General features: G+C 73.3%; 12 protein-coding genes. 10 read left to right on the forward strand and 2 right to left on the reverse strand.

Going from position 1 to position 24,682, the window contains the following annotated elements; genetic code table 11:
* Positions 1 to 56: 56 nt before the first annotated feature.
* A complete protein-coding gene (locus ELQ39_RS00675; protein ID WP_242590537.1) occupies positions 57 to 12,956 on the reverse strand; it encodes an SDR family NAD(P)-dependent oxidoreductase in 12,900 nt (4,299 codons plus the stop codon).
* 78 nt (positions 12,957 to 13,034) lie between these two features.
* Positions 13,035 to 14,252 carry a cytochrome P450 gene (locus tag ELQ39_RS00680; protein WP_190005806.1) on the reverse strand — a complete coding sequence of 406 codons (1,218 nt, stop codon included), beginning with the start codon at positions 14,250 to 14,252 and terminating at the stop codon, positions 13,035 to 13,037.
* A gap of 314 nt (positions 14,253 to 14,566) precedes the next feature.
* Here ELQ39_RS00680 and ELQ39_RS00685 point away from each other — a divergent pair, with 314 nt between their 5' ends.
* The 10 genes from ELQ39_RS00685 to ELQ39_RS00730 all read left to right on the forward strand — a co-directional run bounded on the left by ELQ39_RS00685 (position 14,567) and on the right by ELQ39_RS00730 (position 24,645).
* Complete coding sequence (locus ELQ39_RS00685; protein ID WP_277994576.1) at positions 14,567 to 15,802, forward strand: macrolide family glycosyltransferase; 1,236 nt, start codon at positions 14,567 to 14,569, stop codon at positions 15,800 to 15,802.
* 72 nt (positions 15,803 to 15,874) lie between these two features.
* Complete coding sequence (locus tag ELQ39_RS00690) at positions 15,875 to 17,122, forward strand: cytochrome P450 (RefSeq protein WP_190005804.1); 1,248 nt, start codon at positions 15,875 to 15,877, stop codon at positions 17,120 to 17,122.
* Positions 17,123 to 17,155: 33 nt separating this feature from the next.
* Positions 17,156 to 17,596, forward strand: coding sequence for a WxcM-like domain-containing protein (locus ELQ39_RS00695; RefSeq protein ID WP_198427610.1), 441 nt, complete (start codon positions 17,156 to 17,158; stop codon positions 17,594 to 17,596).
* The gene (locus ELQ39_RS00700) at positions 17,593 to 18,732 is read left to right on the forward strand and encodes a DegT/DnrJ/EryC1/StrS family aminotransferase (protein ID WP_242590549.1); all 1,140 of its coding nucleotides are present in this window, start codon (positions 17,593 to 17,595) and stop codon (positions 18,730 to 18,732) included. The genes ELQ39_RS00695 and ELQ39_RS00700 overlap by 4 nt, the downstream gene beginning before the upstream one ends.
* Positions 18,733 to 18,808: 76 nt before the next feature.
* The gene (gene rfbA, locus ELQ39_RS00705) at positions 18,809 to 19,720 is read left to right on the forward strand and encodes a glucose-1-phosphate thymidylyltransferase RfbA (RefSeq protein ID WP_190005815.1); all 912 of its coding nucleotides are present in this window, start codon (positions 18,809 to 18,811) and stop codon (positions 19,718 to 19,720) included.
* 46 nt (positions 19,721 to 19,766) lie between these two features.
* On the forward strand, positions 19,767 to 20,771 hold the full coding sequence (rfbB, locus tag ELQ39_RS00710; protein WP_242590551.1) for a dTDP-glucose 4,6-dehydratase: 1,005 nt from the start codon (positions 19,767 to 19,769) through the stop codon (positions 20,769 to 20,771).
* Positions 20,758 to 21,393: a dTDP-4-dehydrorhamnose 3,5-epimerase family protein gene (locus tag ELQ39_RS00715; RefSeq protein WP_242590552.1), complete on the forward strand. Its 636-nt coding sequence runs from the start codon at positions 20,758 to 20,760 to the stop codon at positions 21,391 to 21,393. The genes rfbB and ELQ39_RS00715 overlap by 14 nt, the downstream gene beginning before the upstream one ends.
* An 8-nt stretch (positions 21,394 to 21,401) precedes the next feature.
* The gene (locus ELQ39_RS00720; protein WP_337662543.1) at positions 21,402 to 22,178 is read left to right on the forward strand and encodes a thioesterase II family protein; all 777 of its coding nucleotides are present in this window, start codon (positions 21,402 to 21,404) and stop codon (positions 22,176 to 22,178) included.
* Positions 22,168 to 23,622 (forward strand): NDP-hexose 2,3-dehydratase family protein, encoded by a 1,455-nt coding sequence (locus ELQ39_RS00725; RefSeq protein ID WP_242590554.1) that lies wholly within the window; start codon positions 22,168 to 22,170, stop codon positions 23,620 to 23,622. Before ELQ39_RS00720 ends, ELQ39_RS00725 begins: the two co-directional genes overlap by 11 nt.
* A gap of 30 nt (positions 23,623 to 23,652) precedes the next feature.
* Positions 23,653 to 24,645, forward strand: coding sequence for a Gfo/Idh/MocA family protein (locus ELQ39_RS00730; RefSeq protein ID WP_190005800.1), 993 nt, complete (start codon positions 23,653 to 23,655; stop codon positions 24,643 to 24,645).
* The last annotated feature ends 37 nt before the right edge of the window (positions 24,646 to 24,682 follow it).

The raw sequence follows: 24,682 nt of genomic DNA on the forward strand, positions 1-24,682 counted from the left end.
GTCGCGCACCTTGGCCGTGCTGTCGGGGCTGTCGGGGCTGTCGGGGCGTGCCGTCGTCACAACTGCTCCTCGATGAAGGCGAAAAGTTCCTCGTCGTCGACGCCTGCCAGGTCCCGGGGTGCGGTCACGAGCGGGTCAGGACCGGCACCGCCCGCTGGGCCGCCCGCGTCGGGGCCGCCGAGGGCGGTCACGAGCACGGCCAGGCGGCGGTGCAGGGTCTCCCGGCGGATGTCGTCGTCCGCGAGCGCGGCGACGGCCGCCTCCAGCGTCTCCAGTCCGGCGAGGGCGGTCTCCCCCGCCTGGCGGGCGCCGCCGGTGACGGCGGCCAGCTCGGCGCCGATGTGCGCGGCGATCGCGTGGGCCGTGGGCTGGTCGAAGACCACGGCGGCGGCCAGCCGCAGCCCGGTCGCCGCGTTGAGGCGGTTGCGCAGCTCCACCGCGGTGAGGGAGTCGAAGCCGATGTCCCGGAAGGTACGGCCGGGGTCGACCGCGTCGGCTCCGCCGAGGCCGAGGACGGCGGCGACCTCGGTCCTGACCAGGGTGAGCAGCTCCCGTTCCCGGGCTGACGCGTCGAGACCGGCGAGGCGCTCGGCGATGTCCTGCCGGGCTCCGGCCGGCCGCGCCGCCGCGCCGCCGGGCGCCGGGGTGCGGGGGGCCGGGGCGGCCGCCGGGACGAGTCCGCGCAGCAGGGCGGGCACCTGGGCCCCGGGCCCGCGCAGCGCGTGGGTGTCCAGCTTCGCGGGCACGAGCAGCGACGGGCCGCCGGGCCGGGCCAGGGCCCGGTCGAAGAACGCCAGCCCCTGTGCGTTGCTCATGGGCGCGATGCCGGAGCGGCGCAGGCGCCGCAGGTCCGTGTCGGAGAGGTGGCCGGTCATACCGCTGGCCTCCCCCCACAGCCCCCAGGCCAGGGCGGTCGCGGGCAGGCCGGTGGCACGGCGGTGGGCGGCGAGCGCGTCCAGGAAGGTGTTCGCCGCGGCGTAGTTGGCCTGCCCGGGGCGGCCGAGGAGTCCGGCGGCGCCCGAGAAGAGCACGAACGCCGCCAGCGGCAGGTCCGCGGTCAGTTCGTGCAGGTGCAGGGCCGCGTCCGTCTTGGGCCGCAGGACGGTGTCCAGCCGCTCGGCGTCGAGCGCGGTGACCGGGGCGTCGTCGAGCACTCCGGCCGCGTGGACGACGGCGGTCAGCGGGTGGCCGGGGTCGACGTCCTCGAGCAGGGCCCGCACCGCGGCGCGGTCGCCGGTGTCGCAGGCGGCGATCCGGACGTGCGCCCCGAGGTCCGTCAGGTCCCGTTCCAGTTCACCAGCCCCGTCGGCTGCGGACCCGCTGCGGCTGACGAGGAGCAGACGGCGGACACCGTGGGCGGTGACCAGGTGCCGGGCGATCAGGGCACCGAGGGTGCCGGTCGCCCCGGTGACCAGGACGGTGCCCTCGGGGTCGAGGGCCGGGCCCGCGGTGACGGCCGGGGCGTCGGTGGTCGCGGCGGGGGCGGCGTCCTCGTGGCGGACGAGTCCGGGGACGCGTATCTCACCGTTCCGCAGGGCAAGTTGCTCCTCGCCCGTGCCGAGCGCGGCGGCCAGTGCGGCCGCCGAGGCGTCCGTGCCGTCGGTGTCGACGAGCACGAACCGGCCGGGGTGCTCGGTCTGCGCGGAGCGTACGAGCCCCCACAGCCCGGCGCCCGCCAGGCCCGGCAGTTCCTCGTCGGGCGCGGCGGCCACCGCGTGCCCGGTCAGCACGACGAGCCGGGCCCGCTCCGTGACCGCGTCACCGTCCCCGTTCCCGTCCTCCTCCCGGCTCAGCCAGTCCTGGAGCAGGGCCAGCCCGCGCGCGGTCCACTCGCGCACCTGCTCGGGAGTGGCCGGCCCGGGCGGGAAGGCGGCGACGACGGCGTCGGGCTGCGGGGAGGCGCCGGAGGCCACGGCGTCCCGCAGGGCGTCCAGGCCGGCGTGGACCTCCATCTCGGCACCCGAGGAACGAGCGTGCACACCGAGGGCGCCGGGGCTCGGGTCGGAGCCGATCAGGCCGGGGGTGATCAGTGCTAGCCGCCGCACGGGCCACGCCGACCCGACGGTGCCCTGCCAGCGGACCCGGTACAACGGCAGCCGGTCGGCGGAGGCACCGAGCAGGGCCCCCAGCCTGGCCCGCTCCACCGGGCGCATGACCAGGGCCGCGAGATCCAGTACCGGAGCACCGGTGAGGTCGACGGCGGTCAGGGAGACCTCACCGTCGCCCGTCCTGGCGATCCGCACCCGCAGGGCGTCCGCGCCCGGAGCGTGCAGGGTGATGCCCTGCCAGGCGAAGGGCAGCAGCAGCGCGCCGTCCGGTACGTCGAGCAGTCCGCCCGCGAGCCAGGGCTGGAGGGCGGCGTCGAGTAGTGCGGGGTGCACGCCGTAGCGGACGGCGTCGGTCCGCACCCGGGCGGGCAGCCGGATCTCCGCGAAGACCTCGCCCTCGCGGCACCACAGCGCCTCGACGCCGGAGAACACCTCCCCGTAGTCGTACCCCAGGTCCGCGAACCGCGCGTACACGTCCTCCGCGGCCACCCGCTCGGTGCCGGCCGGCGGCCAGGCCGCGCCCGCCCAGTCGACGGTCGCGGGTGTGGGGGCGTCCGCGCCGAGGACGCCTGCGGCGTGTCGGGTCCAGGCGGTCTCGGAGCCGTCGGCGGCCTCGGTACGGGAGTGGACGGTCATGCGCCGCCGACCGGTCTCGTCGGCGGCCCTCACCCGTACCTGCACCTGCGTCGCGGTCCGCTCGGAGAGCGTGAGCGGCGCCTCCAGTCCCAGTTCCTCCACGCTGCCGCACCCGGTGGCCGCGGCGGCGCGCAGGGCGAGTTCGACGAACGCCGTACCGGGCAGCAGGCTCCGCCCGAGAACGGCGTGATCCGAGATCCACGGGTGATCGGCGAGGGAGAGGCGTCCGGCGAGCACCACCTCACCGCTCTCGGCCAGCGGCAGGGCACCCCCGAGCAGCGGATGCGTCTCCCACCGCATGCCGAACCTGGCGGCGGCGACGTCCCCCGTACCCGCGGGCGAGGTCGGGGCCCAGTAGTGCCGGCGTTGGAAGGGGTAGGTGGGCAGGTCGACGTGCCGGGCGCCGGTGCCGTCGAAGAGGGCGGCCCAGTCGACGGGCGTTCCGTGGACGAAGAGTTCGGCGGCCGAGGTGAGGAAGCGGACCAGTCCGCCCTCGTCACGGCGCAGCGATCCGACGGCCGTCACGTCGGCCGTCTCCTGCACGCCCATCGTGAGCACAGGGTGCGCGCTGGACTCCACGAACGTCCCGAAGCCGTCGCCGATCAGGAGGCGGACGGTCTCCTCGAAGCGGACGGTGTGACGCAGATTGCGGTACCAGTAGCCCGCATCCAGCGACGCGGTGTCCACAGGGGTCGCGTCCACCGTGGAATAGAAGGGGATACGCGCCTCAAGCGGGGTGATCGGAGCCAGCACCTCGAGAAGCTCCGCTTCGATCCGCTCGACGTGCGCGGAGTGCGAGGCGTAGTCCACCGGAACCTGACGGGCCCGGATCTCCTCGGCCCGGCAGGCCTCCACGAACTCCACGACCGCATCCGCGTCCCCCGCGACGACCGTGCTGGAAGGGCCGTTGACCGCCGCGATGTCGAGGCGGCCCGTCCAGCCGGAGGCCAGGCGCGCTTCCACCTCCGCACGCGGCAACGACACCGACGCCATACCGCCCAGACCGGCCAGCTCCCGGCCGATCACCTGCGCCCGCAGAGCCACCACGCGCGCCGCGTCCTCCAACGACAGCGCACCACTGACCGCGGCAGCGGCTATCTCGCCCTGTGAATGCCCCACCACCGCATCCGGCACCACACCCAACGACCGCCACAACTCCGCCAGCGACACCATCACCGCCCAGGTGACCGGCTGGATCACCTCCACCCGCTCCAACGCCCCACCCGAACGCAGCACCTCCACCGGATCGAAGTCCACGAACGGCGCCAACGCCCCCGCACACTCCGCCAAACGAGCCGCGAACACCGGAGAAGCCTCCAGCAACTCCCGCCCCATCCCCGCCCACTGCGTCCCCTGACCCGGGAACACCAGCACCGTCCGGCCCGGCGACGCCGACACCACCCCCTCCACCGTGACGTCCCCGACCCGGACCTGCCGGTGCTCGAACACCGACCGCCCGGAGGCGAGCGTGTAGCCGACGTCGAGGAGACGGGCGCCGGCGCCGGTGTGCTCCAGGGCGGCGTCCAGCCGCTCCGCCTGCTCGCGCAGCGCCTCGGCCGTACGGCCCGTGAGGACCAGCGGGACGACGGGCACGTCGCGGGTCGTCGGCTCCTCGGCCGGCACGACGGCGGGGGCCTGCTCCAGGATCACGTGCGCGTTGGTCCCGCTCACCCCGAAGGCGGACACGCCCGCCCGGCGCGGACGGTCGACGCCGGGCCACGGCCGGGTCTCGGTCAGCAACTCCACCGCACCCGCCGACCAGTCCACCCGCGAGGAGGGCCGGTCCACGTGCAGGGTCTTCGGCAGGACGCCCCGCTGAAGGGCCATGACCATCTTGATGATCCCGCCCACACCTGCGGCGGCCTGCGGATGCCCGATGTTGGACTTCAGCGAGCCGAGCCACAGGGGCTGTCCGGTGTCCCGCCGCTGTCCGTAGGTCGCCAGCAGCGCCTGCGCCTCGATGGGGTCGCCCAGGCGGGTGCCCGTACCGTGCGCCTCCACCGCGTCCACGTCGGCGAAATCGAGTCCCGCGTTGGCGAGGGCCTGGACGATGACGCGTTCCTGGGAGGGGCCGTTGGGCGCGGTCAGGCCGTTGCTGGCGCCGTCCTGGTTGACGGCGGAGCCACGGACCACGGCGAGGACCGGGTGTCCGTTGCGCACGGCGTCGGACATCCGCTCGACGAGGAGGATGCCGGCGCCCTCGCCCCAACTCGTACCGTCCGCCGCGTCGGCGAACGCCCTGCTGCGGCCGTCGGCGGAGAGCCCGCGCTGGCGGGAGAACTCCACGAACAGTCCGGGCGCCGCCATCACGGTGACACCGCCGGCGAGAGCGAGGTCGCACTCCCCCGCCCGCAGTGCCTGCACCGCCTGGTGCAGGGCCACCAGGGAGGAGGAGCAGGCCGTGTCGAGGGAGACCGACGGGCCTTCCAGGCCGAGGACGTACGAGATGCGGCCGGAGACCACGCTGGCGGACTTGCCGGTGAGCAGGTAGCCCTCGTGCTCCTCGTCGGCCTCGTGCAGCCGGGAGGCGTACTCCTGGTGGGTGAGGCCCGCGAAGACGCCCGTGCGGCTGCCGCGCAGGGACCGCGGGTCGATGCCCGCTCGCTCCAGGGCCTCCCAGGATGTCTCCAGCAGCAGCCGCTGCTGGGGGTCCATCACCAGCGCCTCGCGGGGCGAGATGCCGAAGAACTCGGCGTCGAACTCGGCGGCTTCGTGGAGGAAACCGCCCTCGCGGACGTAGGTGCGGCCACGCGGAAGGTTCTCGGGGTCGGGGACGAAGATCTCGTCCAGGTTCCAGCCCCGGTCGGCGGGGGCGGGGCCGATGACGTCGCGTCCGGCCATGACCAGGTCCCACAGCGCCTCGGGAGTGGCGGCGTCGCCCGGGTAGCGGCAGGCCATGGAGACGATGACGACCGGGTCGCGGTCGTCGGTGGCGGAAGTGGACGCGGGCACCACGGGGGCCGGCGCGGCGGCCGGCGAGTCGCCCAGCAGCCTGCCGAGGAGGTGTTCGGCGAGCACCGCCGGGCTGGGCCGGTCGAAGACGACGGTCGCGGGCAGTGTGAGCCCGGTGGCGGCGTTGAGGCGGTTGCGCAGTTCCAGAGCGGTCAGCGAGTCGAATCCGGCGTCCTTGAAGGAACGGTCGGGGCGGACGGCGTCGGTGCCGGGGTGCCGGAGCACGGTGGCCGCCTCGGCGCGCACCAGCTCCACCAGCACCCGTGTGCGTTCGGCGTCGGGAAGGGCGGCCAGCCGTCCCGCGAGTCCGTCGGCGGGCCCGGTCGCGGACCCGGCGGAACGGTCGTCGCGGGCCTCCAGGGCCCGACGCGCCTCGGGCACGGTGTCGAAGCCGGGTCCCGGACGCAGGGCGCACGTGCGGGGTGCGAAGTGCTCCCAGTCGACGTCGACGACGGTGACGCAGGTGTCGCCGTGGTCCAGGGCCCGGCGCAGGGCCTCGATGCCCCCGTCCGGGTCCATGGGACGGATGCCGCGACGGCTCAGGCTCTCCTCGCCTGCGCCCTCGGCCATGCCGCCGCCGCCCCACAGTCCCCACGCGACGGACGTGGCGGGCAGCCCTTGGGCGTGGCGCTGCACGGCGAGCACGTCGAGGGAGGCGTTGGCCGTGGCATAGGCGGCCTGCCCGCCGTTGCCCCAGGTGCCCGTGACGGAGGAGAACAGCACGAAGGCGTCCAGCTCCAGGCCTTGTTCGACGGTCAGTTCGTGCAGGTGGCGGGCGGCGTCGGCCTTGGGAGCGCGGATGGCGCGCAGGTCGTCGGCCGAGACGGTGCCGATCACGCCGTCGGCGAGGACGCCGGCGGTGTGGAAGACGGCGGTGGGCGGGTGCTCCGCCAGCAGCGCGGCGAGCGCGTCCCGGTCGGCGACGTCGCAGGCGGCGACGGTCACCTCGGCGCCCAGCGCGCGCAGTTCGGCGGCGAGTTCTGCCGCGCCGGGGGCGTCGGGCCCGCGCCTGCCGGCCAGGACCAGGTGTCCGGCGCCGGCGGCGGCGAGCCAGCGGGCGACGTGCCCGCCGAGGGCCCCGGTGCCGCCGGTGACCAGGACGGTGTCACGCGGGGTGTAGGCGCGGCGGACGGACGCGGTTCCGGCGCGGCTGATCCGTCGGCCGTAGGTTCCGGACGCCCGTACGGCGATCTGGTCCTCGTCGTCCCGGCCGGCCAGCGCGGCGACGACCCGCTGCCAGGCGCGCGCGTCCGGTTCGGCGGGCAGGTCGATCACCCCGCCCCACAGGGCGGGCAGTTCGAGGGCGGCGACCCGGGCGAACGCCCAGACCTGCGCCCCGGGGTCGTCCGGCACCTCTCCGGGCGCGACGGCCACGGCCTCGTGGGTCAGCGTCCACAGCCGTGCCCCGGTCTCCGTGTCGGCGGCGGCCTGGACGAGGGCCACGGTCCCGGGAACGGTGTCCGGGGTACGGGCGAGCGGAAGGAGGGAGAGGATGCCGGTGAGGTCACCGTGGGCCGCCAGCCGCTCGGCCAGCTCCGCCCGCCCGACGGACACCGGGTCCACCACCAGCCGCTCGACCGCCGCCCCCGCACCGCTCAGCACCGCCACGGCCTCGTCGGCCACACCGGACCCCACACCCCCGGGAACCACCACCAGCCAACGCCCACCGAGCGAACCGGCAACATCCCCGGCCGACCCCAGCCCCTGCCACGTCACCCGGTAACGCCAGGCGTCGGACTCCGCGACGTCTGCGGAGACGGTGGGAGTCGTCGAGAGCGGCTCGTGCCAGTAGTGCTGGTGCTGGAAGGGGTAGGTGGGCAGGTCGACGTGCCGGGCGCCGGTGCCGTCGAAGAGGGCGGCCCAGTCGACGGGCGTTCCGTGGACGAAGAGTTCGGCGGCCGAGGTGAGGAAGCGGGTCAGTCCGCCCTCGTCACGGCGGAGCGATCCGACGGCCGTCACGTCGGCCGTCTCCTGCACGCCTATCGTGAGCACGGGGTGTGCGCTGGACTCCACGAAGGTGCCGAAGCCCTTGGACGTGAGCAGCCGGACGGTCTCCTCGAAGCGGACGGTGTGACGCAGATTGCGGTACCAGTAGCCCGCATCCAGCGACGCGGTGTCCACGGGTGCCGCGTCCACCGTGGAATAGAAGGGGATACGCTCCTCAAGCGGGGTGATCGGAGCCAGCACCTCGAGAAGCTCCGCCTCGATCCGCTCCACGTGCGCGGAGTGCGAGGCGTAGTCCACGGGAACCTGACGGGCCCGGATCTCCTCGGCCCGGCAGGCGGCGACGAACTCCACGACCGCATCCGCGTCCCCCGCGACGACCGTGCTGGAAGGGCCGTTCACCGCCGCGATGTCGAGGCGGCCCGTCCAGCCGGAGGCCAGGCGCGCTTCCACCTCCGCACGCGGCAGCGACACCGACGCCATACCGCCCAGACCGGCCAGCTCCCGGCCGATCACCTGCGCCCGCAACGCCACCACGCGCGCCGCGTCCTCCAACGACAGCGCACCACTGACCGCGGCAGCGGCTATCTCGCCCTGTGAATGCCCCACCACCGCGTCCGGCACCACACCCAACGACCGCCACAACTCCGCCAGCGACACCATCACCGCCCAGGTGACCGGCTGGATCACCTCCACCCGCTCCAACGCCGCACCCGAACGCAGCACCTCCACCGGATCGAAGTCCACGAACGGCGCCAACGCCCCCGCACACTCCGCCAAACGAGCCGCGAACACCGGAGAAGCCTCCAGCAGTTCCCGCCCCATCCCCGCCCACTGCGTCCCCTGACCCGGGAACACCAGCACCGTCCGGCCAGGCGACGCCGACACCACCCCCTCCACCGTGACGTCCCCGACCCGGACCTGCCGGTGCTCGAACACCGACCGCCCGGAGGCGAGCGTGTAGCCGACGTCGAGGAGGCGCAGCCCGCCCTCCGGCTCGATCAGCCGCCGTACGCGCGCGGACTGGTCCTCCAGGGCGACCTGGGACTTGGCGCTGACCACCAGCGGGACCACCGGCAGGTCACGCACCACGGCCGGCTCCCCGACCGCCTCGACGGCCGGCGCCTGCTCCAGGATCACGTGCGCGTTGGTCCCGCTCACACCGAACGACGACACACCCGCCCGACGCGCACGACCCACCTCCGGCCACACACGCTGCTCCGTCAGCAACTCCACCGCACCCGCCGACCAGTCCACCCGCGACGACGGCCCATCCACATGCAGAGTCTTCGGCAGCACACCCCGCTCAAGAGCCATCACCATCTTGATGACCCCACCCACACCGGCAGCAGCCTGCGCATGCCCGATGTTCGACTTCAACGACCCCAGCCACAAAGGCCGTTCGGCATCCCGCCCCTGCCCGTACGTCGCCAGCAACGCCTGCGCCTCGATCGGATCACCCAGCCGCGTCCCCGTACCGTGCGCCTCCACCACATCCACATCAGCCGCCGACAGACCCGCCGACTCCAACGCCGCCCTGATCACCCGCTGCTGCGACGGACCGCTCGGAGCCGTCAGCCCGTTGGACGCACCGTCCTGGTTCACCGCCGAACCCCGCACCACCGCCAGCACCCGGTGACCCAGCCGACGCGCGTCCGACAACCGCTCCACGAGCAGCATCCCGACACCCTCACCCCACCCCGTACCATCCGCACCCTCCGCGAACGCACGGCACCGCCCGTCCACCGACAACCCCCGCTGCTGCGAGAACTCGACGAACATCCCGGGGCTCGCCATCACCGCCGCACCGCCCGCGAGGGCGAGATCGCACTCCCCGGCGCGCAGGGCCTGCGCGGCCAGGTGGAGCGACACCAGCGACGAGGAGCACGCCGTGTCCACGGTCACCGCGGGGCCCTCCAGGCCCAGCGCGTAGGAGATCCGGCCGGACAGCACGCTGGCGGTGTTGCCGGTCAGGAGGTAGCCGTCGTAGCCCTGCGCGGGTTCGTGGAGACGGGGTCCGTACTCCTGTGTCATGGCGCCGACGAAGACGCCGGTCCGTGACCCGCGCAGACCCTCCGCCGGGACACCCGCCCGCTCCAACGCCTCCCACGACGTCTCCAGCAGCAACCGCTGCTGCGGATCCATCGCCACCGCCTCACGCGGCGAAATACCGAAGAACCCCGCGTCGAACTCCCCCGCCCCGTGCAGAAACCCACCCTCACGCACATACGTACGCCCAGGCCGGCCCGGCTCCGGATCGAACAACCCCTCCACGTCCCAGCCACGGTCCACCGGGAAACCCGACACCGCGTCCGCCCCCGACACCACCAGATCCCACAAACCCTCCGGCGACCCCACCCCACCCGGGAACCGGCACGCCATCCCCACGATCGCGATGGCATCGTCGTCCGAGTGGGCGGAGTGGTTCCGCTGCTCGCGGGGCGCGGGCGCCGTCGGCAGGCTCGGGGTCTCCGCGTCGGCGGCGACGTCCCGGATCAGTCGGGCGACCTCCGCCGGCGTCGGGTGGTCGTAGACGAGGGTGGTGGGCAGGGGCAGGCCGGTCGCGGCGCGCAGCCGGTTGCGCAACTCGATGCCCTGGATCGACTCGAAGCCCTGCTCCTTGAAGGTCAGGTCGGGGCTGACCGTGTCGGCGGCGGTTCGGCCGAGCACGGTTGCGGCGTGGACCCGGACGAGTTCGAGGACGTAGTCCAGTCGCTCGGCCTCGGAACGGCCCCGCAGCTCACGACTGAGCAGCGTCTCCTCGGTGTCCAAGACTCCGTGGGCCGGCTCCGCCTCGGGCACGGAGTCGAACCAGTACCGGGTGCGCTGGAAGGGGTAGGTGGGCAGCTCGACGCGCCGGGCGTCGGTGCCCTCGAAGAGGGCGGCCCAGTCGACGGGCACGCCCTGGACGAACAGTTCGGCGGCGGCGGCGAGAAAGCGCTCCAGTCCGCCTTCGTTCCGGCGCAGCGACCCGACGGCCGTCACGTCGGCGGTCTCCTGGATGCCCATGATCAGTACCGGGTGCGCGCTGGACTCCACGAACGTCCCGAAGCCGTCGCCGATCAGGAGGCGGACGGTCTCCTCGAAGCGGACGGTGTGACGGAGATTGCGGTACCAGTAGCCCGCATCGAGGGTCGCGGTGTCCGCCGGGGCGGCATCGACGGTCGAGTAGAACGGGATACGCGCCTCAAGCGGGGTGATCGGAGCCAGCACCTCGAGAAGCTCCGCCTCGATCCGCTCCACGTGCGCGGAGTGCGAGGCGTAGTCCACGGGAACCTGACGGGCCCGGATCTTCTCGGCCCGGCAGGCGGCGACGAACTCCACGACCGCATCCGCGTCCCCCGCGACGACCGTGCTGGAAGGGCCGTTCACCGCAGCCACATCCAACCGGCCTTCCCAGCCGGAGACCAGGCGCGCTTCCACCTCCGCACGCGGCAGCGACACCGACGCCATACCGCCCAGACCGGCCAGCTCCCGGCCGATCACCTGCGCCCGCAACGCCACCACACGCGCCGCGTCCTCCAACGACAGCGCACCACTGACCGCGGCAGCGGCTATCTCGCCCTGTGAATGCCCCACCACCGCGTCCGGCACCACACCCAACGACCGCCACAACTCCGCCAGCGACACCATCACCGCCCACGTGACCGGCTGGATCACCTCCACCCGCTCCAACGCCGCACCCGAACGCAGCACCTCCACCGGATCGAAGTCCACGAACGGCGCCAACGCCCCCGCACACTCCGCCAAACGAGCCGCGAACACCGGGGAAGCCTCCAGCAACTCCCGGCCCATCCCCGCCCACTGCGTCCCCTGACCCGGGAACACCAGCACCGTCCGGCCGAGGCCGGACGGGTCGGTGGCGACGCCGTGGACGGCGGAGCGTTCCAGGCGGGTGAGGAGTTGCTGCTTGTCGCCGGCGAGAACCACGGCGCGGTGGGCGAAGACGGTGCGCGCGTCGGCGAGGGTGCGGGCGGCGTCGCGCAGGGCGAGTTCCGGGGTGTGTTCGACGTGGGCGCTCAGCTGGGCGGCCTGGTCGCGCAGGGCCTCGGCGGTGCGGCCGGAGACGACGACCGGTACCACCGGCAGGTGGTGGCCGGGTTCGTCGGCCGGGGCGGTCACGGGGGCCTGGGACAGAACGAGGTGCGCGTTGGTGCCGCCCATGCCGAAGGCGGAGACGCCGGCGAGGCGGGGGGTCGCGGGGTCGGCGGTCCAGCACTCCAGTTCGGTCGGGACGCGGAGGCGGAGCCCGTCGAGGTCGATGTCCGGGTGGGGCGTGGTGTGGTGCAGGCTCGGCGGCAGCTCGCCCTCGCGTACGGCGAGGGCGGCCTTGAGGAGGCCGACGATGCCGGCGGCGCCTTCGAGGTGGCCGACGTTGGTCTTGGCGGAGCCGACGGCGAGCGGGGTCGCGCGGCCCGGGGCGATTCCGAGGACGGCGCCCAGGGCGGCTGCTTCGACGGGGTCGCCGGCGCGGGTGCCGGTGCCGTGCAGTTCGACGTAGCGCACGTGTGCGGCGGGGACGCCGGCGTGGTCGTATGCCTCGCGGAGGACGGCCTCCTGGGCTGCCCGGTCGGGTGTGGTCAGGCTGGGGCCGCCGCCGTCGTTGTTGACGGCGCCGCCCTTGATGACGCAGTGGACGCGGTCGCCGTCGGCGAGGGCGCGGCGCAGCGGCTTGAGCACGAGGACGCCGCCGCCCTCGCCGCGCACGTAGCCGTTGGCGCGGGCGTCGAAGGTGTGGCAGCGTCCGTCGGGGGAGAGGGCGCCCATCAGCTCCATGGCGGTGGTGCTGTCGTCGGCGAGGATGAGGTTGACGCCGCCGGCCAGGCACAGGTCGCTCTCGCCGCGGCGCAGACTCTCGCAGGCGAGGTGGACGGCGACGAGCGCGGAGGACTGGGCGGTGTCGACGGCCATGCTGGGTCCGCGCAGACCGAGCAGGTGGGAGAGGCGGTTGGCGGCGAGGGCGCGGTGCCGGCCGGTGGCGGTGTAGCCGTCGGCGTGGCCGGCGGCGCGGGTGAGGGTGGCGTAGTCGTCGGAGGCGAGGCCGACGTACACGCCGCCGCGGGTGGAGCCGAGGCGGGCCGGGACGATGCCGGCGTGTTCCAGTGCTTCCCAGCCGAGTTCGAGGAGCAGGCGGTGCTGGGGGTCGGTGGCGGCGGCTTCGGCGGGGGTCATTCCGAAGAATCCGGCGTCGAAGTGGCCGTGTTCGGTGAGGGCGCCGCGCCAGGTGCCGTCCGGTTGGCGGGTGACGGCGTCGCGGCCCTCGCGCAGCAGGTTCCAGAATTCCCCGACGGTGGCGGCTCCGGGAAGTCGGCAGGCCATCCCCACGACGGCTACGTCGTTGTTCTCCGTGTGCTGCTCACGGGTCTTCGTGGTCATGAATTCTCCATAGCCAGGGATGAGGTGCGTAAGGGCCCACGGGCAAGAATGGGGAATGCGGCCAGAGCGCCGCTGGAATCACCAGGTGACGGGCAGTTCGACCAGGCCTCGGACGAGCATTCCGCGGTGCCAGTCGAGTTCGGCGGCGGGCCGGGCGAGGCGCAGTCCGGGGAGCCGGCCGGTGAGGGCTTCGAGGGCGCACTGGAGTTCGGCGCGGGCCAAGGGGGCGCCGAGGCAGAAGTGGGGGCCCTGGCCGAAGGCGATGTGGGGGTTGACGGTGCGGTCGAGGAGGACGTCGTCGGGGGCGTCGAAGACAGTCTCGTCGCGGTTGGCGGAGGCCAGGGAGTAGACGACGGCCTCGCCGGCGCGGATGGTGACGCCGCCGATCTCGACGTCCTCGGTGGCGACGCGGCTCGGACCGACGCTGGCCCACAGGGGGACATAGCGCAGGAGTTCCTCGACGGCGGCGGGGACCAGGTCGGGCCGGGCGACGAGGTGCTCGTAGCGGCGGCGGTCGTCGAGGAGGACGAGGACCTGGCCGGCGAGCTGGTTGGCGGTGGTCTCGTGGCCGCCGACGAGCATGCCGCCGGTGAGCATGAGGAGTTCGTCCTCGCTGAGCCGGCCGTCCTCGTCGCGGGCCTCGATGAGGGCGCTGAGGAGGTCGTCCTCGGGGTGGGCGCGGCGCTGGGCGACATAGCCGCGCAGGTAGTCGGCGTACTCCTCGGCGGCCTGGGCGACCTGTTCCTCGGTGAACCGGCTGGCGGACATGAGCGCTTCGGTGAAGACGCGGAAGATGCGCTGGTCGGTGCGGGGGATGCCGAGCATCTCGCAGATGACGGCGGTGGGCAGGGGCAGGGCGAGCCGGGTGACGAGGTCGGCGGGGCCGCCGTCGGCGACGAGGTCGTCGACGAGGTGGTGGGTGATCTCGGCTATGCGGGGACGCAGGGCGGCGACGCGGCGGGCGGTGAAGGCGCGGGAGACCAGGCGGCGCAGCCGGGCGTGGGACTCGGGCGGCATGCCCATGAGGCCGACGGAGTCCAGGGCGCGGGGCGCGGCGCGCGGTACGTCCCGGTCGGCGGCGGCGTGCATGCTGAGCCGGGGGTCGCTGGAGGCCTTCTTGACGTCGGCGTGCCGGGTCAGGAGCCAGGCCTCGCCGCCGTAGGGCATGCGGACGCGGGTCACGGGCGTGGTGGCGCGCAGTGCGGCGTAGGCGGGGTGCAGGCGCAGGTCGGCGTGGTCGCCGAAGGGGTAGGCGGGGACGGTTCCGAGGGCCGTGGCGGCATGGGGGCAAGTCATGGCGGAATCTCCTCTGTTGACGGACCCGGGGGGACTTTCACCGGAACAGCACCCGAACGGCGCCGCGGTGCGGATACCGCGGTCAGGTGAGGAATTGTGTCAACCGGGAGCGCGGGGAAAAGGGAATTCGAGCGGCGCTGGAGCGGAATGCGAGCCACCAGCGACGAGCATGAGAGGGCGCTGCTGCATGGTGGTCTGGCATCACCGGCCGGCGGACGACCACGCCGGGTCACTGCCGGCGGCCGTGGTGCCTCGCTCCCTGGTCGGGGGCGCGCCGGCACGTCGTATCCGATTCGCCTCGAAGGGCTGGCCCTATGGCGCACATCGCCTTTTTCATTCTTCCCGCGGCAGGTCATGTGAATCCGACACTGTCCGTGGCGAGGGAACTCGTCGCGCGCGGGCATCGGGTCACCTACGCCCTGTCGGAGAACTACCGCGAGCGTGTTCTCGCCACCGGCGCGGAATTCCTGCCGTACGCCCTGGACCAGGACCGTTTCTGGGACACGATGGTGCCGAAGCAGGATGCGGCCGCGTACACGGACCAGCAGGAGTTCGTGAACATGATGAACTGGATGCTGGATCTGACGCGGCAGACCATCGGCGATTTCGAGCGGCACTTCGAGGAGGCGGCGGACCGGCCGGACGTGTTCGTGTGCGATCCGTCGTCGTTCTGGAGCGGGCACATCCTGGCGGCGAAGTGGGGTGTGCCGGTGATCCGGAGCACTCCGACGTACGTGGCGAACGAGCACTGGTCGCTGCATCCGCCGGTGGACACGGCCGAGGAGCAGGCCGAGGACCCCGAGACGGGCGCCCTGTTCGCGGTGGTGGCCGAGCTGCTCGCCGAGCACCGGGTGGAGAAGTCCATCGGGGACTTCGCGGCCGAGGTGCACTCGGGTCCGGCGCTGGTGTATCTGCCGCGTGCGTTCCAGTACGCCGGCGACACCTTCGGCGAGGAGGTCCGGTTCGTCGGCCCGTGCACGAGCGCGAACTGCTTCCACGGCGAGTGGGAGGCGCCGGGCACCGGGCGGCCGCTGGTGCTGATCAGTCTGGGGACGCTGTACAACAAGCAGCCGGAGTTCTTCCGGGCCTGTGTGGAGGCGTTCCGCGAGACCGACTGGGACGTCGTCATCACGCACGCGGGCGGGGTGGCCGAGGGCGAACTCGGCGAGATCCCCCCGCACATCCAGGTGTACGACTTCGCGCCGCAGGGCGCGGTGCTGGCGCACGCCTCCCTGATGATCAACCACGGCGGTACGAGCACCGTGCTCCAGGCCGTTTCCGAGGGTGTGCCGGTGATCGCGGTGCCGCAGATGGCGGAGCTGCACGCGACCGCCACCCGGGCCGAACAGCTCGGTGTGGGGGCGAAGATCCTGCGCAAGGACGTCACTCCCGAGCGGCTGCGCGAGACGGCGCTGGCCCTGGCCGGCAGTGCCGAGGTGCGGGCCGCGGTGGGGAGGCTGCGCGGTGAGATCGAGGCCGCGGGCGGTCCCGCCGCCGCCGCCGACGCCGTCGAGGCGCTGCTCGTTCCCGTCGGGGCCGCCGCGGCCTGAGCGCCGCGCGCCACCCCCACCACCCCCGCCACTCTCCGACTTCTCACGACCTTCAGGAAGCGACACAGCGACATGACGACACAGACCGCAGAGGTCACCGACGCGGAAGTCACCGACGCCGAGGCGCCCCACCCGCTGGCGCAGCCGGTGGACGCCGACGCCGCCCAGTTGCTCGACTGGTTCGCGCGCGCCCGCCGTGAGGCGCCGGTGTTCTGGGACGCGACCCGGTTCGCGTGGCAGGTCTTCTCGTACGAGGACTACAACACCGTCTCCACCAACCCGCAGCTCTTCTCGTCGGACTTCTCGCCGGTGTACCCGGTGCCCGAGGAGCTGGCCCTGCTGATGGGCCCGGGTACCTTCGGCGGCATCGACCCGCCCCGGCACGGCCCGCTGCGCAAGCTGGTCAGCCAGGCGTTCACGCCGCGCCGGATGGCGGCGCTGGAGCCGCGGATCGAGGAGATCACCCGGCGGCTGCTGGCCGGCCTGGACGGGCGTACCGAGATCGACGTGGTGACGGACCTGGCGTATCCGCTGCCGGTGACGGTGATCGCGGAGCTGCTGGGGGTGCCGGCCGAGGACCAGGACCTGTTCCGGGAGTGGGTCGATGTCATCCTCAACAACGAGGGGATGGAGTACCCGAACCTGCCGGACGACTTCGCCGAGACGATGGGCCCGGCGATCAAGGAGTGGGCGGCCTACCTGTACGCGAAGATCGCGGAGAAGCGGGAGCGGCCGGCCGACGACCTGATGAGCGGTCTGATCGAGTCGGAGGTCGACGGGCGCAGGCTCACCGACGAGGAGATCGTCAACATCGTCGCGCTGCTGCTGACGGCGGGTCACATCTCCAGTGCCACGTTGCTGAGCAATCTGTTCATCGTGCTGGACCGGCACCCCGGGGCGCAGGCCGAACTGCGGGCGGACCGGTCGCTGATCCCGGCGGCGGTGGAGGAGACGCTGCGTTTCCGCAGCCCGTTCAACAACATCTTCCGGCTGCTGAAGGAGGACACCGACATCCTCGGTGTGCCGATGAAGGCGGGCCAGATGGTGGTGGCGTGGAGCCAGTCCGCCAATCGTGATCCGCGCCAGTTCCCGGACCCGGACACCTTCGACGTCCACCGTTCGGCGAACAAGCACATGGCCTTCGGTCACGGCATCCACCACTGCCTGGGCGCGTTCCTGGCCCGGATGGAGGCGAAGGTGTTCCTCAACCTGGTCTTCGACGCGTTCGGGTCGTTCACCGTCCACCACGACCGGGCGGAGTTCTACGAGAGCGACCAGCTCACCGCCCGTCACCTGCCGGTCTCCGTCGCCCGCGGCTGAGCGGGCCCTTATCCAGGGAGCTGGATCGTGGCGGTGGGGATCAGTACGGAAGTGGCGGTGGGCGGGGCCAGGCCCTGCACCGTCATCGACTTGGAGCAGCACGTCGACGAGCGGGGCAGCCTTTCGGTCGTGGAGTCCGAGTGGACGGCCGGATTTCCGATCCGGCGGGTGTACTACCTGCACGACCCGGGTGTCGGTTCCTCCCGCGGCGGTCACGCGCACCGGGCGCTGGAGCAGCTCGTCATCGCCGTCCACGGCGGTTTCACGATCACGGTGGACGACGGGGCGAACGAGGCCGAGTTCCGGCTGGACGACCCGGGGCGGGGGCTGTACATCGGCCCGGGGGTCTGGCGGAACCTGAAGGACTTCACGCCTGGTGCGGTGGCCCTGGTGCTGGCCTCCCTGCACTACGACGAGGCGGACTACTACCGCGACTACGCCGAGTTCCTGGCCGCCGCGAGGAGGTCGCGATGACCGCCGCGGCGCCGGCGCGGGCGCGGCGGGTGGCCTTCCACGACCTGCGGGACCTGCACGCGCTGGACGGGGTGCAGGAACGCATCGACGCCGCCGTGCTGCGGGTGGCGCGTTCGGGCCGCTATCTGCTGGGTCCGGAACTGGCGGCGTTCGAGGAGGAGTTCGCGCGGTACTGCGAGAACGACCACTGTGTGGGCGTCGGCAGCGGGCTGGACGCGCTGGAGCTGACGCTGCGGGCGCTGGACGTGGGTCCCGGGGACGAGGTGATCGTGCCGGGGCACACCTACATCGCCACCTGGCTGGCGGTGTCGGCGGTCGGGGCCCGGCCGGTTCCGGTGGAGCCGGAGGCCGGCTCGTACCTGATGGATCCGGAGCTGGTGGCCGCCGCGATCACGTCGCGGACGCGCGCGGTGATGCCGGTGCACCCCTACGGGCATCCGGCGGACCTCGACGCGATCGACGCCGTGGCCGCCGCCCGGGGCATCCCGGTGGTGGAGGACGCGGCGCAGGCGCACGGGGCGCGCTACCGGGGTCGGCGGGCCGGTTCCCGGTACGCGGCGGCGTTCAGTTTCTACCCGGGCAAGAACCTGGGGGCGCTGGGCGACGCGGGCGCGGTGGTGACGTCGGACGCACGGCTCGCCGAGCGGGTCCGGCTGCTGCGCAACTACGGGTCGCGGGTGAAGTACCGGCACGAGGTGCCCGGCACGAACTCGCGGCTGGACGAGATGCAGGCGGCGACGCTGCGGGTGAAGCTGCCGTACCTGGACCGGTGGAACGCCCGCCGGGCCCAGGTCGCGGCCCGCTACACGCAGGGTCTGGCCGGGCTGCCGGGGCTTCGGGTGCCCGAGGTGCGGCCGTGGGCCGAGCCGGTGTGGCACCAGTACGTGGTGCGTGCCACGCGGCGTGCCCCGCTGGTGTCGGCACTGACGGCGGCCGGGGTGGAGACGCTGGTGCACTATCCGGTGGCCGTGCACCGCTCGCAGGCCTACGCGGGGGCGGTCACCGTGCCGCTGCCCCGCTGCGAGCGCCTGGCCGACGAGGTGCTGAGCCTGCCCATGGGGCCGCAACTGACCGCGCAGGACGTCACGGCCGTCATCGCGGCGGTCCGCGAGGCGACGGAGAACAGTCATGATTGACGTGGTACGGAACACCCCGCCGCCCCCGGCGGGGCCGCCGCGGCAGGCGGCCGGCGGTGGGCCGGGCAGGCGGCCGATGAAGGGGATCGTCCTGGCCGGCGGCAGCGGCACACGGCTGCGCCCGCTGACGGGCACGATCTCCAAGCAACTGCTCCCGGTGTACGACAAGCCGATGATCTACTACCCGTTGTCGGTGCTGATGCTGGCCGGCGTCCGGGACATCCTGATCATCTCGGCCCGGGACCACGTCGGCATGTTCCGCTCGATGCTCGGCGACGGCTCGCGGCTCGGGCTGGAGCTGAGCTACGCCGCCCAGGACGAGCCGCGGGGCATCGCCGAGGCCTTCCTCATCGGGCAGGAGCACATCGGGGACAGCCCGGTCGCGCTGATCCTGGGGGACAACGTCTTCCACGGCCCGGGCTTCTCGTCCCTGATCCACCAGGCCGCGGGCCGCCTGGACGGCTGCGAGCTGTTCGGCTACCCGGTCAACGATCCGAAGCGCTACGGGGTCGGCGAGGTCGACGCCGAAGGGCGTCTGGTGTCGCTGGTGGAGAAGCCGGTCAAGCCGCGCTCCAACCTGGCGGTCACCGGCCTGTACCTGTACGACAACGACGTGGTGGACATCGCCCGGGGCCTCACGCCGTCCGCGCGCGGAGAACTGGAGATCACGGACGTCAACCGCGCCTACCTGGCCGCCGGCCGGGCCCGCCTGACCGCCCTGGGCCGCGGCTTCGCCTGGCTGGACATGGGCACCCACGACTCCCTGCTCCAGGCCGGCCAGTACGTGCAGCTCCTGGAGCAGCGCCAGGGCGAGCGGATCGCGTGCGTGGAGGAGATCGCCCTGCGGATGGGATTCATCGGTCCCGAGCAGTGCCACGCGCTCGGCCGGGAACTGGGCGACTCCGGCTACGGCCGCTACGTGCAGGAGACCGCCCGCCGGGCCGCGGCCCGGGCCCCGGAGCCCGCCGTCGGCTTCTCCGCCGCCTGAGCGCCGCGCCCACCCCACCCACCCCCTTCCGGAAAGGCCCTTGTCGATGCGTGTCCTGGTGACCGGAGGTGCGGGCTTCATCGGCTCGCACTTCGTCAGAGAACTGCTGTCCGACGCCTACCCGGACCTCGCGGCGACCCGGGTGGTGGTCCTGGACGCGCTGACCTACGCCGGCAACCGGGCCAATCTCGGCCCGGTACGCACCGACGGCCGGCTGGAGTTCGTGCACGGCGACATCTGCGACGCACCACTGGTCAACCGGCTGATGCGGGACGTCGACCTGGTGGTGCACTTCGCCGCCGAGTCGCACGTGGACCGCTCCATCCAGGACGCCTCCGCCTTCGTGCGCACCAACGTGCAGGGCACCCAGACGCTGCTGGACGCCGCGGTACGCGCGGGAGCGGGGCGGTTCGTGCACGTCTCCACGGACGAGGTGTACGGGTCGATCGAGACCGGCTCCTGGCCGGAGGACCACCCGCTGGCGCCCAACTCGCCGTACGCGGCCTCCAAGGCGGCCTCGGACCTGATGGCGCTCGCCTTCCACCGCACCCACGGACTCGAGCTGTGCGTGACCCGATGCTCCAACAACTACGGGCCGTACCAGTTCCCGGAGAAGCTCGTCCCGCTGTTCACCACCAACCTGGTCGACGGCCTGACCGTGCCCCTGTACGGGGACGGCGGCAACAGCCGGGACTGGCTGCACGTGGACGACCACTGCCGGGGCATCGCGCTGGTCGCCGCCAAGGGCCGGCCGGGCGAGGTCTACCACATCGGCGGCGGTACGGAACTGACCAACCGCGACCTGACCGGCAGGCTGCTGGCGCTGTGCGGGCGGGACGCCTCGGCGGTGCGCCCGGTGGCGGACCGCGCCGGACACGACCGCCGGTACTCCGTGGACATCACGAAGATCTCCACCGAGCTGGGGTACGCGCCCCGGACCGGCCTGGACCGGGGGCTGGCGGACACGGTGGCCTGGTACCGGGACAACCGCGACTGGTGGGAGCCGCTGAAGGCCGACGCCCGGGAGGGGGGTGGCCGTGCGCGTCGATGAGACCGGCATCCCCGGCACCTACCGGGTGCGGCCCGAGCGCCTGTCCGACGAACGCGGCCACTTCCACGAGGCCGCCAGGTACAGCGTGCTGACCGATCGGACCGGGATGCCCTTCGAGGTCCGCCAGGTCAACAACTCCGTCTCCCGCAAGGGCGTACTGCGCGGCGTGCACTGCAACGACGTGCCCGACGGCGCGAGCAAGCTGGTGTCCTGCGTACGCGGGTCGATGCTGGACGTGATGGTCGACCTGCGGGTGGGTTCGCCCGCCTTCGGACGGCACGAGGTCACCCGGATGTCGGCCGACGACGGTGTCGCCCTGTACCTGCCGGGCGGGGTCGGCCACGCCTTCCTCGCCCTGGAGGACGGCACCTGCGTCAACTACCTGCTCGCCGCCGAGTACGTGCCGGGCGCGATGGTCGACGTGGACGCCCTGGACGAGGAGCTGGGGCTGCCCTGGGACCTGACCGGGCCGCCCGTGCGCTCGGCCAAGGACGCCGCTGCCCCCGGCCTCGCCGAGGTGCTGGCCTCCGGCAGGCTGCCGCGCTACTCGCCGTCCCCCGTCCCTCCGTCCTCTCCCTCGCTTCCCTCGCCTCCTTCCCGTCCCCCTCGCCCGAGGAGCTGACAACCACCGTGACTGCCCCCACCACCGCACGCGGGCCGGCCGCCACCCCCGGGGGATGGCTGCGCCGCTACCGCCCCGTCGACGACGCGACCGTCCGACTGGTGTGCTTCCCGCACGCCGGCGGCTCGGCCTCCGCCTACCTGCGCTTCGCGGCCGCCCTGGCCCCGGCGGGCGTGGAGGTGCTGGCCGTGCAGTACCCGGGCCGCCAGGACCGGCGCGGCGAGCCGTTCCTGGAGACCGTCGAGGAGCTCGTCGAGGCGGTCCTGCCGGAACTGCGGCAGTGGACGCACGGCCCGTTCGCGCTGTTCGGGCACAGCCTGGGCGCGACGCTGGCCTTCGAGACGGCCCGGCGGCTCACCGCCGTCGGCCGTCCGCCGGCGCACCTGTTCCTGTCCGGGCGCCGGGCGCCGGTCGTGCCGCGCACCGACACGGCCTACCTGCTGGACGACCGGTCCCTCGTCGAGCGGGTGACCCGCCTTCAGGGCACCGACCCGGCGCTGCTCCAGGACGAGGAACTGCTGCGCATGGTGCTGCCGGCGATCCGCAACGACTACGCGATGGCCGGCGCCTACCGCTACCGGCCGGGCCCGCCGCTGACCGTGCCGACCACCGTCCTGACCGGTGACGCCGACCCGAACGTGACGCCCGACGACGCCGGGCGCTGGGCGGAGGTGGTCGGCGGGACGTTCACCCTGCGCGTCCTGCCCGGCGGCCACTTCTTCCTCAACGACCACACGGCGGGGATCTCCTCGCTGATCGAGGAGGAACTGGCCGATGCTCACTGACCTTCCGGCACCGGCCGGACCGCTGTCCTTCGCCGCGGACCGGGCCGGTACGGCCCGCAGGGTCCTGCTGTCGGCCCGGACGCCCGAGAGCACACCGATGCCCGTCGACCGGGTGCCGGCGTGGCTGGCCGAGCAGGCCCGCCGGGGCGAGTACCGGGTGACACCGGTGCCGTTCGCGCTGCTGCGAGGCTGGCACTTCGAGGAGGGCAGCGGCGACCTGCGGCACGAGTCGGGCCGGTTCTTCAGCGTGGAGGGCCTGCACGTGCACGCCGACGGGCTGCCCGCGCGGGGCCGGCGCCAGCCGATCATCGTGCAGCCCGAGGTGGGTCTGCTGGGCATCGTGGCCCGGGAGATCGACGGGGTGCTGCACTTCCTGATGCAGGCCAAGATGGAACCGGGCAACGTCAACTCCTTCCAGCTCTCCCCCACCGTGCAGGCCACCCGCAGCAACTTCACCGGGGTGCACCGAGGCCGGGGCATCCCGTTCCTGGACCTGTTCCTGGAGCGGGGGCGCTCCCGGGTGCTGGTGGACGTGCTCCAGTCCGAGCAGGCCGACTGGTTCCTCGCCAAGCGCAACCGCAACATGATCGTCGAGATCGACGAGGACGTGGAGACCGGCGAGGGGTTCCGCTGGCTGACGCTCGGCCAGCTGCTGCGGCTGCTGCGCCTGGACAACGTGGTCAACATGGACAGCCGCTCCGTGCTGGCCTGCCTGCCGACCGCCGGCGCCGGCCCGGCCGCCGCCGACGATCCGGCCGACGCCGCGGCACTGCGCTCCTTCCACGATCCGGGCGCCCCCTCGGTGCACGGCACGACGGAGGTCCACAGTTGGCTGACCGGCGTTCGGGCGCTGCGCGAACTGGTCCAGCGGCGGGTGCCGCTGCGCGAGGTCGCCGAGGACGGCTGGCGGTTCTCCGGCACCGAGATCGGGCACGCGAGCGGCCGGCGCTTCCGGGTGATCGGCGCGGACGTCGCGGCCAGCAACCGCGAGGTGGGCTCCTGGACGCAGCCGATGATCCAGCCGCAGGTCCCCGGGCTGATGGCGCTGATCGTCAAGCGCATCCGCGGCACCCTGCACGCCCTGGTGCAGGCCCGGGTGGACGTGGGGCACCTGAACGTGGCCGAGCTGGCGCCGACCGTGCACTGCCGGCCCGCCGACCACACAGGGCCGGGCTCCGAGCCGTTCCCGCCGTTCCTCATGGACGTGCTCACCGCGCCCGCGGAGCGGTTCCGCTACGACACCGTGCAGTCCGAGGAAGGCGGCCGCTTCTACCACGCGGAGAACCGCTACGCCGTGCTCGAGGCCCCCGACGACTTCCCCGAGGACCTGCCCGAGGATTACGCCTGGCTGACGTTCGCCCAGCTCACCGAGTTGCTGGCGCACGGCAACTATCTCAACGTCGAGCTGCGGACCCTGGTGGTCTGCGCCCACACCCTCTACTGACGGCCGACGGCCCCTCACCCACGGACGGTCATGCCCCCTCCCCTGCGCCTCGGCCTGCTCGGCTGCTCGGACATCGCCGCCCGCCGCACCCTGCCCGCACTGCCGCGCACCCCCGAGCTGCGGCTGACGGCCGTGGCCGCCCGGGACGCGGACCGGGCGGCCGGCTACGCGGAACGTTTCGGCGGCACGCCCGCCGCCTCCTACGACGCCCTGCTCGACCGGGACGACGTCGACGCCGTCTACCTGTCCCTGCCGACCCTGCTGCACGCGCGGTGGGCCGAGCGGGCGCTGCGCGCGGGCAAGCACGTCCTGGTGGAGAAGCCGCTGGCGGCCACGGGAGCTGACGCGACACGGCTGTTCGCGCTGGCCGGGGAGCGCGACCTGGTGCTGCTGGAGAACTTCATGTTCCTCCACCACGGCACCCACCGGAAGGTGACGGAGATCCTCGCCTCCGGAGTCCTGGGTGCCGTGCGCGCCGTGTCGGCGGCCTTCACCATCCCGCCCCGTCCCGAGGGCGACCTGCGCCTGGACCCGGACCTGGGCGGCGGGGCGCTGCTGGACAACGGCGTCTACCCGCTGCGCGCGGCCCTGCGCTTCCTGGGGTGCGACCTCACGGTGGCCGGGGCGAGTCTGCGGCACAGCTCGCGCTTCGGGGTCGACCTGTCGGGTGCCGTCCTGCTGACCGCCCCCGACGGCGCGAGCGCGCAGGTGCGCTTCGGCATGGAGCACCACTACCGCTCCTGGTACGAGGTGCAGGGCGCCGCGGGCACGCTGGCGGTGGAGCACGTGTACACCACGGCCGCCGGCCACGCGCCGGTGATCCGCCTCGCCTCGGGCCGCGACGTGGCTGAGATCCCGGTGCCGGCCGAGGACCACTTCGAGGCGGTGCTGCGGTTCTTCGCGACCGCCGTGCTGGACCGTGCGGCGGTGTCGTCCGGCCTGCGCCTGCTGAGCGCGGAGTCACGGCGGCAGGCCGCCCTGCTGGACGAGACACGGGCGCGGGCGGTCGTCGTCCGCGTGTGACACGGGGTGGGCGGGCGGTCCGCGTCCGGGTGGGGAA

The organism is Streptomyces sp. GB4-14 (assembly GCF_022696125.1).
GTDB lineage: Bacteria > Actinomycetota > Actinomycetes > Streptomycetales > Streptomycetaceae > Streptomyces > Streptomyces werraensis.